This is a genomic window from Mycobacterium neumannii (genome assembly GCF_002245615.1).
Taxonomy (GTDB): Bacteria; Actinomycetota; Actinomycetes; order Mycobacteriales; family Mycobacteriaceae; genus Mycobacterium; species Mycobacterium neumannii_A.
The window spans coordinates 225,715-239,201 of record NZ_NKCO01000002.1; the positions used below are offsets into that span (position 1 = coordinate 225,715).

Here is a 13,487-nt window from a genome sequence, read left to right on the forward strand (position 1 = left end):
TTACCCGAGCGTAGAACCCGTCAGTAACCATTTCGGGTGCGAAATCAAGCGCGCTTCTTATGACACTCTTAGTACGGCTGGAGTGCACGGAAGGCGGTTCGGCGAGGTCACGACACAACCTCGGAAGGCCTCGGAACCGCCCGACCGGACCAGCGGATTCGACGCCGAATCGCGTGGCGCCGCGGCAGGAAGCCGGGAGCCATCGGAGCTTCTGAGACGACAGCCGACGACGAGCATGACGCGGGACAAGAGGGAGATAACGAGACGTGACGATCAACGAGCAGCACCGGGTGACCACCGACCGCACTGCGGGAGCGGCCCATTCCGGTAATCAGGCCCTCGTCGATCGGCTGAACTCCGGCGAGCCCTATGCCGTGGCCTTCGGCGGTCAAGGCGGCTCGTGGCTGGAGAACCTCGAGGAGTTGGTCAGCTCGGCCGGCATCGAGTCCGAACTCAGCGAGGTGGTCGGTGAGGCGGCGCTGTTGCTCGAGCCCGTCGCACGCGAACTGGTCGTGGTGCGCCCAATCGGTTTCGAGCCGCTGCAGTGGGTGCGCGCGCTGGCCGCCGACGAGCCCCTGCCCGCGACGAAGCAACTCATCACCGCGGCCATCTCCGGACCGGGCATCCTGCTCGCGCAGATGGCCGCGATCCGCGCCGCCGTCCGCCAGGGCCTGGATCTGTACGACGCCCCGCCGGTCGCGATGGCCGGGCACTCGCAGGGGATCATGGCCTGCGAGTCCCTGCGGTCGCGCGGCGCCAAAGACGCCGAACTCCTGGCGCTGCTGCAGCTGGTCGGCGCGGCCGGGTCGCTGGTGTCCCGTCGGCGCGGCATGGTGGGCCGCGGCGACAAGTCGCCGATGGTGTCGGTGACCAACGTCGATCCCGACCGCATCGCCGAACTGCTCGAAGAGTTCTCCCAGGATGTGCGCACGGTGCTGCCGCCGGTGCTCTCGATCCGCAACGGCAGGCGTTCGGTCGTCATCACCGGCACCCCCGAGCAGCTTGGGCGCTTCGAGCTCTACTGCTCCAAGATCACCGAGAAGGAAGAAGCCGAGCGCAAGAACAAGGTTCGCGGTGGCGCCATCTTCAGCCCGGTCTTCCACGGCGTACAGGTCGAGGTCGGCTTCCACACGCCGCGGCTGGCAGACGGTGTCGAGGTGGTCGACGGGTGGGCCGCCAAGTGCGGCATCGACCCCGATCTCGCCCACGAGATGACCGAGGCGATCTTCGTTCGCCCGATCGACTGGGTCGCCGAGGTCGAGCGGCTGCACGAGGCGGGCGCGAAGTGGATCGTCGACCTCGGCCCCAGCGACACCGTGACCCGGCTGACCGCCCCGATCATCCGCGGGCTGGGCGTGGGCATCGTTCCCGCCGCCACCCGGGTGGGGCAGCGCAACCTGTTCACGGTCGGCGCTGAACCCGAGGTTCCGCCGGCGTGGTCGAGCTATGCGCCGTCCACCGTGCAGCTGCCCGACGGTTCGGTGAAGCTCTCGACGAAGTTCACCCGCCTCACCGGTCGCTCGCCGATCCTGCTCGCGGGCATGACCCCTACGACCGTCGACGCCAAGATCGTCGCGGCCGCGGCCAATGCCGGGCACTGGGCCGAGCTCGCCGGCGGCGGGCAGGTCACCGAGGAGATCTTCACCGACCGCATCGCCGAGCTGACCACGCTGCTCGAGCCCGGCCGCGCCGTGCAGTTCAACTCGCTGTTCCTCGATCCCTACCTGTGGAAACTGCAGCTGGGGGGCAAGCGCCTGGTGCAGCGGGCCCGTCAGTCGGGCGCGCCCATCGACGGTGTCGTCGTCTCCGCGGGCATCCCCGAGCTCGAGGAAGCCGTCGAGCTGATCGACGAACTGAACACCGTCGGCATCAAGCACGTGGTGTTCAAGCCCGGCACGGTCGACCAGATCAAATCGGTCATCAAGATCGCCGCCGAGGTGCCGAACAAGGACGTCATCGTCCACATCGAGGGTGGCCGCGCCGGGGGGCACCACTCGTGGGAGGACCTCGACGACCTGCTCCTGAGCACCTACGGCGAACTGCGCAAGCTGTCGAACATCACCGTCTGCGTCGGTGGCGGCATCGGCACCCCCGAGCGCGCGGCCGAGTACCTGTCCGGACGCTGGGCCACCGAGTACGGCTTCCCGGCCATGCCGGTCGACGGCATCCTCGTCGGGACCGCGGCGATGGCGACGCTGGAGGCCACCACGTCTCCGGCCGTCAAGCAGATGCTGGTCGAGACCACCGGAACCGATCACTGGATCAGCGCCGGAAAAGCCCAGGGCGGCATGGCATCCAGCCGCAGCCAGCTCGGTGCGGACATCCACGAGATCGACAACGCCGCATCGCGGTGCGGTCGGCTGCTCGACGAGGTCGCCGGTGACGCCGAGGCCGTGGCCGAGCGGCGCGACGAGATCATCGCGGCGATGGCCACCACCTGCAAGCCGTACTTCGGCGACATCGGGGAGATGACCTACCTGCAGTGGCTGCAGCGCTACGTCGAGTTGGCGATCGGCAACGACGACAGCACCGCCGACACCAAACTGGCCGACAGCCCGTGGCTGGCCGACACCTGGCGCGAGCGGTTCGCCGACATGTTGCACCGTGCCGAAGCCCGACTGCACCCGCAGGACTCCGGCCCCATCCTCACACTGTTCAATGACGCTGCGCTGCTGGACGATCCGGCCCGCGCCATGGCGACCCTGGCGGGGCGCTACCCGGAGGCCGAGACGCTGCGCCTGCACCCCGCCGACGTGCCGTGGTTCGTCACGCTGTGCAAGAAGCCGGGTAAGCCGGTCAACTTCGTCCCGGTGATCGACAAGGACGTGCGTCGGTGGTGGCGCAGCGACTCCCTGTGGCAGGCCCACGACGCCCGCTACACCGCCGACCAGGTGTGCATCATCCCCGGTACCCAGGCCGTCGCGGGGATCACCCGCGTCGACGAGCCGGTCGGTGAGCTGCTCGACCGCTTCGAGCAGGCCGCCATCGACGAGGCGGTGGCCGTCAACGGCCAACCCGTGAAGGTGGTGTCGCGCCGGCAGGCGCGCGCCGACGTCACGGGTCCGCTTGCGGTGGTGCTGGATTCGCCCGATGTGTTGTGGGCCGGCCGCGTCGCGATCAACCCCGTGCATCGGATCGGTGCACCCGACGAGTGGCAAGCCAACGAGAACCGCAACGCGACGCATCCGTCCACCGGTGCCCGCCTCGAGCTCAGCGGTGAGCGTGTGACGCTGAGCGTCCCGCTGTCCGACATCTGGATCGACATCCCGTTCACGCTGCCCTCGTGCACCGTCAACGGCGGCATGCCTGTCGTCACCGTCGAAGACGCCTCGGCCGCAATGCGTTCCGTGCTCGCCATCGCCGCCGGTGTGGACGGGCCCGACGCCCTGCCGCCGGTGCACGACAACACCGCGACGGTGACCGCGGATTGGGACCCCGAACGGGTCGCCGACCACACCGGGGTGACCGCCGCGTTCGGTGCGCCGCTGGCGCCGGGCCTGACGCTGGTGCCCGACGCGCTCGTCGGCTATTGCTGGCCCGCGGTGTTCGCGGCGATCGGCTCGGCGATCACCGACGACGGTTTCCCCGTCGTCGAAGGGCTGCTGAGCCTGGTCCACCTCGACCACGCTGCGCACCTGCTGACGCAGATGCCGAGGGAGCGGGCCGAATTGACCGTCACCGCAACGGTTTCAGCGGCCAGCGACACCGAATACGGCCGCGTCGTACCCGTGTCGGTGCAGATCCGCGACGCCGAGGGCACGCTGCTGGCCGAGCTCGAGGAACGCTTCGCGATCCGCGGACGCACCGGTGCTGCGGAACTGGGCGACCCGGCGCGCGCGGGCGGTGCGATCACCGACAACGCGACCGACACCCAGCGTCGTCGCCGCCGGGACGTCACAGTCACCGCACCCACCGACATGAGCGCGTTCGCCGTCGTGTCAGGAGACCACAACCCGATTCACACCGACCGCGCCGCCGCGCTGCTCGCGGGGCTGAAATCGCCTATCGTGCACGGCATGTGGCTGTCGGCCGCGGCACAGCACGTCGTGGCCGCCACCGACGGCAGGCCCGCGCCGCCGGCTCGGGTGGTCGGCTGGACGTCGCGGTTCCTCGGCATGGTGCTGCCGGGCGACGACATCGAGTTCCGCGTCGACCGCGTCGGGATCGACCGCGGCGCCGAGATTCTCGAGATCAGCGCCAAGGTCGGCGGTGAGCTCGTGATGTCGGCGACGGCGCAGTTGGCCGCGCCGAAGACCGTGTACGCGTTCCCCGGTCAGGGCATCCAGCACAAGGGCATGGGCATGGAGGTGCGGGCCCGGTCCAAGGCGGCCCGCAAGGTGTGGGACACCGCCGACAAGTTCACCCGCGAGACGCTGGGCTTCTCGGTGCTGCACGTGGTGCGGGACAACCCGACCAGCCTGATCGCCAGCGGTGTGCACTACCACCATCCCGACGGTGTGCTGTTTTTGACGCAGTTCACCCAGGTCGCCATGGCGACCGTGGCCGCCGCCCAGGTCGCCGAGATGCGCGAGCAGGGCGCGTTCGTCGAGGGTGCGATCGCCTGCGGTCACTCCGTCGGCGAGTACACCGCGCTCGCGTGCGTCAGCGGCGTCTACGAGCTCGAGGCGTTGCTCGAGGTGGTGTTCCACCGCGGCAGCAAGATGCACGACATCGTGCCGCGTGACCACCTCGGCCGGTCGAACTACCGGCTCGCCGCAATCCGGCCGTCGCAGATCGACCTCGACGATGCCGACGTCAAGGCTTTCGTCGCCGAGATCTCCGAGCGCACTGGTGAGTTTCTAGAAATCGTGAACTTCAACCTGCGCGGCTCGCAGTACGCGATCGCCGGCACGGTGCGCGGCCTCGAGGCCCTGGAGGAGGAGGTCGAGCGGCGCCGCGAGATCAGCGGCGGCAAGCGGTCGTTCATCCTGGTGCCCGGCATTGACGTGCCGTTCCACTCCTCGGTGCTGCGGGTCGGCGTGGCCGACTTCCGCCGCTCCCTGGAGCGGGTGATGCCGCGCGATCAGGATCCGGATCTGATTGTCGGCAAGTACATCCCGAACCTGGTGCCGCGGCCGTTCACGCTCGATCGCGACTTCATCGAGGAGATCCGGGATCTGGTGCCTGCCGAGCCGCTCGACGAGATCCTCGCCGACTACGACACCTGGCGTAACGAGAAGCCGCGCGAGCTGTGCCGCAAGATCGTCATCGAGTTGCTGGCGTGGCAGTTCGCCAGCCCGGTGCGGTGGATCGAGACGCAGGACCTGTTGTTCATCGAGGAAGCCGCGGGCGGTCTGGGGATCGAGCGCTTCGTCGAGATCGGTGTGAAGTCCGCGCCGACGGTCGCCGGGCTGGCCGCCAACACGCTCAAGCTTCCCGAGTATTCACACAGCACAACCGAAGTGCTGAACTCGGAGCGCGACGCTGCGGTGCTGTTCGCCACCGACACCGACCCCGAGCCCGAACTCGAGGACACACCGGCCCCGGCTCCCGCGGCCGAAGCCGCCGCGCCCGTCGAGACGGCCGCACCGGCCGCCCCCGCGCCGGCTGCGCCCGCGGGCGCTCCTTCGCCGTCTGTCGCGCCCGCGGGCGCTCCGCGTCCGGACGACCTGACGTTCGACGCCTCCGACGCCACCATGGCGTTGATCGCGCTGTCGGCCAAGATGCGCATCGACCAGATCGAACCGCTGGACTCCATCGAGTCGATCACCGACGGTGCGTCCTCGCGGCGTAACCAGCTGCTGGTCGACCTCGGCTCCGAGCTCAACCTCGGCGCCATCGACGGTGCGGGCGAAGCCGACCTGGCCGCGTTGAAGGGGCAGGTCACCAAGCTGGCCAGGACCTACAAGCCGTTCGGCCCCGTGCTCTCCGACGCGGTCAACGACCAGCTGCGTACCGTCTTCGGGCCGTCCGGTAAGCGTCCGGCCTACATCGGCGAGCGGGTCACCAAGACCTGGGAGCTGGGCCCGGGCTGGATCAAGCACGTCACCGTCGAGGTGGCGCTGGGCACCCGGGAGGGGACCAGCGTGCGCGGTGGTGAGCTGGGTGGCCTGCACGACGGGGCCCTGGCCGACGCCGCCACCGTCGACAAGGTCATCGACAGCGCGGTCGCCTCGGTGGCGGTCCGCCGGGGTGTGGCGGTGTCTCTGCCGTCGGCCGCGGGAAGCAGTGGAGGCGTGGTGGATTCCGCCGCGCTGACCGAGTTCGCCGAACGGGTCACCGGTCCGGATGGCGTGCTCGCCTCGGCGGCGCGGATGATCCTGGGCCAGCTCGGCCTGGACACCCCGGTCCCGGTGCCGGAGGCCACCGACGCCGAACTGATCGATCTGGTCACCGCCGAACTGGGTTCGGACTGGCCGCGACTGGTGGCGCCCGTGTTCGACGGTCGCAAGGCGGTGCTCTTCGACGACCGCTGGGCCAGCGCCCGCGAGGATCTGGCTCGGTTGTGGTTGTACGACGAGGACGAGATCGACAAGGACTGGCAGCGACTCTCGGAACGCTTCGAGGGCGCAGGCCACGTGGTCGGGACGCAGGCCACCTGGTGGCAGGGTAAGGCGCTGGCGGCGGGTCGTAACATCCACGCCTCGCTGTACGGCCGCGCGGCCGCGGGTGCCGAGAATCCGGGCACCGGCCGCTACCACCACGAGGTCGCCGTCGTCACCGGCGCGTCCAAGGGCTCGATCGCGGCGTCGGTGGTCGCGCAGTTGCTCGACGGCGGTGCCACCGTCATCGCGACGACGTCCAAGCTCGACGACAACAGGCTGGCGTTCTACCGGTCGCTCTACCGCGACCACGCCCGCTGGAACGCGAAGCTGTGGGTGGTGCCCGCCAACATGGCGTCCTACACCGACATCGACGCGCTGGTTCAGTGGGTCGGTACCGAGCAGACCGAAAGCCTTGGGCCGCAGTCGATCCACCTCAAGGATGCCCAGACCCCGACGTTGCTGTTCCCGTTCGCCGCTCCGCGGGTGGCGGGCGACCTGTCCGATGCCGGGTCGCGCGCCGAGATGGAGATGAAGGTGCTGTTGTGGGCCGTGCAGCGGTTGATTGCCGGTCTGTCCCACATCGGCGCCGAGCGCGATATCGCCGCACGCCTGCACGTCGTGCTGCCCGGTTCGCCGAACCGCGGCATGTTCGGCGGCGACGGCGCCTACGGCGAGGCGAAGTCCTCGCTCGATGCGCTGGTCTCGCGGTGGAAGTCCGAATCATCGTGGGCGCAGCGGGTTTCGCTTGCGCATGCGCTAATCGGCTGGACCAAGGGCACGGGCCTGATGGGCCACAACGACGCGATCGTCGGTGCGGTCGAAGAGGCCGGAGTGCGCACGTTCACCACCGACGAGATGGCGAGCATGCTGCTCGGGCTGTGTGACATCGAGGCCAAGGTCGCCGCGGCGCGTGAGCCGCTACAGGCGGACTTCACCGGCGGGCTGGCCGATGTCGACATCGACATGGCCGAGCTGGCCGCCAAGGCCCGCGAAGAGATGGTGTCCGAAAGCCACACCGAGGACACGGATCCCGAGGGCACCGTGCGTGCCCTGCCGTCACCGCCACGCGGTTACAAGTCCGCGCCGGCACCCGAGTGGGCCGACCTCGACGTCGATCCCGCCGACATGGTGGTGATCGTCGGCGGCGCCGAACTCGGGCCGTACGGTTCCTCGCGCACCCGTTTCGAGATGGAGGTCGAGAACGAGCTGTCGGCCGCCGGCGTCCTGGAGCTGGCGTGGACGACCGGGCTGGTGAAGTGGGAGGACGATCCCACGCCGGGCTGGTACGACACCGAAACCGGTGACCTGGTCGACGAGGGTGAGCTGGTGGAGCGCTACCACGACGCCGTGGTCGAGCGGGTCGGCATTCGCGAATGGGTGGACGATGGAGCGATCGACCCCGATCACGCGTCGCCGCTTCTGGTTTCGGTCTTCCTCGACAAGGACTTCACATTCGTCGTGTCGTCGGAGGCCGAGGCCCGCGGATTCCTGAAGTTCGATCCTGAGCACACCGTGATCGCACCCGTACCCGACAGCGGCGACTGGCAGGTGACCCGTAAAGCGGGCACCGAGGTACGGGTCCCTCGGAAGGTCAAGCTGTCCCGCACAGTGGGCGCGCAGATCCCGACCGGGTTCGACCCGATGGTGTACGGCGTCAGCCAGGAGATGATGAACTCCATTGACCGGTTGGCGATCTGGAACCTCGTCACCACTGTCGACGCGTTCCTGTCGGCGGGCTTCAGCCCGAGCGAACTGATGCGCTGGGTGCACCCGAGCCTGGTGGCCAGCACACAGGGCACCGGCATGGGCGGGATGACGTCGATGCAGACGATGTACCACGGCAACCTGCTGGGCCGGAACAAACCGAACGACATCCTGCAGGAGGTCCTGCCGAACGTCATCGCCGGACACGTCGTCCAGAGCTATGTCGGCAGCTACGGGGCGATGATCCACCCGGTCGGGGCCTGCGCGACGGCGGCCATCTCGGTCGAGGAGGGTGTCGACAAGATCAAGCTGGGCAAGGCCGAGTTCGTGGTCGCCGGCGGGTACGACGACACGACTCTCGAGGCGGTCATCGGGTTCGGTGACATGGCCGCGACCGCGGACACCGCGATGATGCGGGCCAGGGGGATCAGCGACTCGAAGTTCTCCCGTGCCAACGATCGTCGTCGGCTCGGGTTCGTCGAGGGCCAAGGCGGCGGGACGATCCTGCTGGCCCGTGGTGATCTCGCGCTCAAGATGGGGCTGCCCGTGCTCGCGGTGGTGGGCTACGTGTCGTCGTTCGGCGACGGTGTGCACACCTCGATTCCGGCGCCCGGTCTGGGTGCGTTGGCCGCAGGCCGCGGCGGTCGCAAGTCGCAGCTGGCGAACTCGCTGGCCGAGCTCGGCGTCGGACCCGACGACATCGCGGTGGTGTCTAAGCACGACACGTCGACGTTGGCCAACGATCCCAACGAGACCGAGCTGCACGAGAGGCTCGCCGACGCGCTGGGCCGCTCCGACGGCGCACCGCTGTTCGTGGTGTCGCAGAAGAGCCTGACCGGTCACTCGAAGGGCGGCGCCGCAGCGTTCCAGATGATGGGGCTGTGCCAGATCCTGCGCGACGGCGTCATTCCGCCGAACCGCAGCCTGGACTGCGTCGACGACGAGCTCGCCGGGTCCGCGCACATGGTGTGGCTGCGGGAGACCCTGCACCTCGGCGGCTCGTTCCCGCTGAAGGCGGGGTTGATCACCAGCCTGGGCTTCGGCCACGTGTCCGGCCTGATCGCGCTGGTGCATCCGCAGGCGTTCCTGGCCGCGCTGACCCCCGAGCAGCGCGCGGACTACAAGCAGCGTGCGGATGCCCGCGTGCTGGCAGGCCAGCACCGGCTGGCATCGGCGATCGCCGGCGGCAAGTCGCTGTACGAGAAGCCGGCCGACCGCCGGTTCGGCCACGACGCCCCCGAGAAGCGGCAGGAAGCCGACATGCTTCTCGATCCGGCATCGCGGCTCGGCGACGACGACGTGTATGTCCCCGGCGGAAGCGGGCGATGAGCGCTTGCGCGACGAGCGAAGGGTATGAGATAGCGTTCGGCCCATGGCGATAGTCGGGGTGGGGATCGACCTGGTCTCCATTCCCGAGTTCGCCGAACAGGTCGACCAGCCCGGGACGGTCTTCGCCGAGACGTTCACCCCCGGTGAGCGGCGCGACGCCGCCGACAAGAGTTCGTCGGCGGCCCGCCATCTGGCAGCGCGCTGGGCGGCCAAGGAGGCCGTCATCAAGGCGTGGTCGGGGTCGCGATTCTCCAAGCGGCCGGTGCTGCCCGAAGGCATCCACCGCGACATCGAGGTCATCACCGACATGTGGGGCAGGCCCAAGGTTCGGTTGTCCGGCGCGATCGCCGAGCACCTGAAGGATGTGACGATCCACCTGTCGTTGACCCACGAGGCGGGTACCGCCGCCGCGGTCGCCATCCTCGAAGAGCGCTAACCCGACCTCCCGCGAGGGCCCACACCCCAGTAGGCGAGCGACCGTGTCTGCACACGACACGCCGCGGATTTGCGACACTTCGCGGTCGCTCGCGGTGAATGACTGACCCGCTAGTGTCGTCGCCATGAGCGATCTGTTGCAGCGGGTGCGTGAGGTGTTGCCGGAGATTCGGCGCGATCTGGAAGATCTGGTGCGCATAGAATCGGTGTGGGCGGACCCGGCGCGGCGCGGCGAGGTGCAACGCAGCGCTGACGCGGTGGCGAAGCTGTTGACCGACGCCGGTTTCGGTGATGTGCAGATCGTCAGCGAGGGCGGTGCGCCCGCGGTCATCGCGCGCCATCCCGCACCGGCGGGAGCGCCGACGGTGTTGTTGTACGCCCACCACGATGTGCAACCCGAAGGCGATCCGGCGCAGTGGATTTCGCCGCCGTTCGAACCGACCGAGCGCGACGGACGCCTCTACGGTCGAGGCACTGCCGACGACAAGGCAGGCATCGCAACACATCTGGCGGCCTTCCGCGCGCACGGCGGCAACCCACCTGTCGGCGTCACCGTCTTCGTCGAAGGGGAGGAGGAGTCGGGGTCCCCGTCACTGTCGCGACTGCTGGCCGCGCACCACGACACCCTGGCCTCCGACGTGATCGTCATCGCCGACTCCGACAACTGGAGCACTGAGGTGCCGTCGCTGACGGTGTCGCTGCGCGGGCTCGTCGACTGTGTCGTCGAGGTCGCAACGCTCGACCACGGCCTTCACTCCGGACTGTGGGGTGGGGTCGTGCCCGACGCGGTCAGCGTGCTGGTGCGGTTGTTGGCCAGCCTGTACGACGACGACGGCAACGTCGCGGTGAACGACCTGCACGAGGGTGTGGCCGCCGACGTCGACTTCCCACCCGAGCGTGTCCGCGAGGAGACCGGCTTGCTGGCGGGCGTGTCCGAGATCGGTTCGGGCTCAGTGCCGCAGCGGTTGTGGGCCAAACCGGCGATCACCATCATCGGGATCGACACGACGCCGATCGACAAGTCGTCCAACACCTTGATCCCGCGAGCACGGGCCAAGGTCAGCATGCGTATCGCGCCGGGTGCAGACGTGGAACAGCACATTGAGGCGTTGACCCGCCATCTCGAGCAGCACGCCCCGTGGGGTGCCCAGGTAACCGTCACCCGGGGTGACCACGGGCAGCCGTACGCCATCGACGCCACCGGCCCGGTCTACGACGCTGCCCGAGCGGCCTTCCGGGAGGCGTGGGGCACCGAGCCCGTCCATACCGGCGTCGGCGGTTCGATCCCGTTCATCGCCGAGTTCGCCGACGCATTCCCGTCGGCGAAGATCTTGGTGACCGGCGTGGAAGACCCTGCGACACAGGCGCACAGCGTCAACGAGAGCCTGCACCTCGGTGTGCTGGAACGCGCCGCCGTGTCCGAGGCCCTGTTGCTGGCGAACCTGGGCTCAGAGGGACAGGTCGCGTCGTAGCTTGGCGACGTGCCCGGTGGCGCGCACCAGGTGGATGCGCACCCGAGCGGACGCCGTGGCCGCTTTATTGCTTGGGCGTGAGTACCACGATGGGGATCGGGCGGGAAGTGCGTTTTTGGTACTCGGCGTACGTGCCCTTGTTGACTTCGTTGACGATCTTCCATAGCCGGTCGTATGCAGGATCACTTGGTAGGACCGACCGAGCTGTAGCGCCGAAACGCTTTGGGCCCACGTTGATTTCCACGTCAGGGTGAGCCTTCAAGTTGTAATACCAGCCCGGCGACCGCGGAGCCCCGCCGTTGGACGCCGTCACCAGATAGTCCTCACCGTCGCGGCCGTATGCCAGCGATGCTGTGCGCGGCTCGCCCGTCTTGGCGCCGACTGTATGCAACAGCAGGCTAGGAATCCACATCATCCGGTGGCCAATCCAGCCGTGGGTCTTCTGGTACACCTTGTCGTGAAACCGCATGTATCCGAAGAGCGCCTTCTCGACGAGGGAATTCATGGTGAGGAGTATTGCTGCGCCGATACGACTTCTTGACCAGAACAGCTCAAACGGACAGGTCGCGTCGTAGTTTGGCGACGTGCCCGGTGGCGCGCACGTTGTACTGGGCGACCTCGATCTTGCCCTTCTCGTCGACGACGAACGTCGACCGGATCACACCCTGAACGGTCTTGCCGTACATCGTCTTTTCCCCGAACGCACCCCACGCGGTGAGCACTTCACGATCCGGATCGGACAGCAGCGGGAAGGTCAGCTTCTCCTTGTCGCGGAACTTGGCCAGCTTCTCCGGCTTGTCCGGTGAGATGCCGATGACATCGAGGCCGGCATCGCTGAGTTCGTGGAGGTTGTCGCGGAAATCGCAGGCCTGTTTGGTGCAGCCGGGGGTCGAGGCCGCCGGATAGAAGTACACGATGACCTTGCGGCCATTGAAGTCGGACAGCTTGACGGTGTTGCCGTCGGCGTCGGGCAGGCTGAATGCAGGGGCTTTGTCGCCGACCTCGAGTCGCGGAGTCTGTGGCATGCGCGGGCATCCCTTCTGTCGACCGGTGCGCTACAGCGAGCGCGGGCTGCTCTAGGGTAGATCGGCAGGCTCCATCTGGGAGCACCGACTTGGACGGCTTGGAGGCGCACGTGGCAGACCGCGATCCCGAGACCATCAAGCAGGACATCGACCAGGCTCGGGAGCAACTCGCGGCGACGGTGGACACCCTCGCCGAGCGTGCCAACCCCAGTCGATTGCTCGACGACGCCAAGTCGGCGGCAATCCGATTTGTGACGAAACCCGCAGTCGCGGTGTCTCTTGCCGGCGTCGGAGTCGTTGCGCTCGTGCTCGTCGTGCGCCGGATTCGGCAGAACTGAGCGAACGCTCTCAGCGCCGTCGCGGCGTGCGGAACAGGTCGGAGAACGAGAAACCAGGGGGATTGGCGACCCGGCCGAGCCGGTTGCAGCTGTACACAGCGACCGGAATCTGGGCAGTTACTTCGGGGGACGCACCCGCGCCCGCTCCGTCTGCCGCAAATGAACCGCCAGGCTGCGCCATCAGCTAAGTCCCTTATTCCTTCCGGCTTTTTGCTGCTTTTGTGCTTCTCGTAGGTCAGCTAACGTGACTGTAGCAGACTGACTTCTTTTATCGCAGCTTGAACCGTACAAAGTCCAGGGGGACAGCATCTCCGCAACGGCATAGATGGTGAGATCTTCGTCTCCATAAGCCACGTTATGTAGTCCGCAGCACACATCTCGCACACGACAGCAGATTGATGTCCAAGATTTGCGCAACCGTGATCCGGCAACGTCGCCGTGGACGTTTGCGCGCGTCACCGCGTGGGAAAGAAGAACGCGACCGTGACGCACTGTCACGGTCGCACTCAATCGAAGCTTGTGCGCCGTCAGGGTTTCGAACCCCGGACCCGCTGATTAAGAGTCAGCTGCTCTACCAACTGAGCTAACGGCGCGCGGGTGCGACAATAACAGGACTTGCTGTGCAGGACGAAATCTCCGGCCCCGACGTCGCCTCGACGATGTCCGCGTCGCAACCCGTACTCGATTTTGCCCTTAGAC

6 protein-coding genes and 1 tRNA gene are annotated in these 13,487 nt (G+C 67.8%); 4 read left to right on the forward strand and 3 right to left on the reverse strand.

Features of this window, described 5'->3' with window-relative positions; genetic code table 11:
* Positions 1 to 266 precede the first annotated feature (266 nt).
* The 3 genes from CEX88_RS03775 (at position 267) to CEX88_RS03785 (ending at position 11,425) form a co-directional block, all read left to right on the forward strand.
* Positions 267 to 9,518, forward strand: coding sequence for a type I polyketide synthase (locus CEX88_RS03775; RefSeq protein WP_094292455.1), 9,252 nt, complete (start codon positions 267 to 269; stop codon positions 9,516 to 9,518).
* A 43-nt stretch (positions 9,519 to 9,561) separates the two neighbouring features.
* Positions 9,562 to 9,954 (forward strand): holo-ACP synthase AcpS, encoded by a 393-nt coding sequence (gene acpS / locus CEX88_RS03780; protein WP_064396968.1) that lies wholly within the window; start codon positions 9,562 to 9,564, stop codon positions 9,952 to 9,954.
* A gap of 124 nt (positions 9,955 to 10,078) precedes the next feature.
* A complete protein-coding gene (locus tag CEX88_RS03785) occupies positions 10,079 to 11,425 on the forward strand; it encodes a dipeptidase (RefSeq protein ID WP_094292456.1) in 1,347 nt (448 codons plus the stop codon).
* Positions 11,426 to 11,489: 64 nt separating this feature from the next.
* Here the strand turns inward: CEX88_RS03785 and CEX88_RS03790 are convergent, their stop codons facing one another.
* Positions 11,490 to 11,930, reverse strand: a complete 441-nt coding sequence (locus CEX88_RS03790) for a nitroreductase family deazaflavin-dependent oxidoreductase (protein WP_066840752.1) — start codon at positions 11,928 to 11,930, stop codon at positions 11,490 to 11,492.
* Between the two features lie 46 nt (positions 11,931 to 11,976).
* Positions 11,977 to 12,450 carry a thioredoxin-dependent thiol peroxidase gene (gene bcp, locus CEX88_RS03795; protein WP_094292457.1) on the reverse strand — a complete coding sequence of 158 codons (474 nt, stop codon included), beginning with the start codon at positions 12,448 to 12,450 and terminating at the stop codon, positions 11,977 to 11,979.
* Positions 12,451 to 12,560: 110 nt separating this feature from the next.
* Here bcp and CEX88_RS03800 point away from each other — a divergent pair, with 110 nt between their 5' ends.
* Complete coding sequence (locus CEX88_RS03800) at positions 12,561 to 12,788, forward strand: DUF3618 domain-containing protein (RefSeq protein WP_064397418.1); 228 nt, start codon at positions 12,561 to 12,563, stop codon at positions 12,786 to 12,788.
* A 520-nt stretch (positions 12,789 to 13,308) separates the two neighbouring features.
* On the opposite strand, the gene CEX88_RS03805 is transcribed toward CEX88_RS03800, so the two are convergent.
* A tRNA-Lys gene (locus CEX88_RS03805) sits at positions 13,309 to 13,381 on the reverse strand.
* Positions 13,382 to 13,487 lie beyond the last annotated feature (106 nt).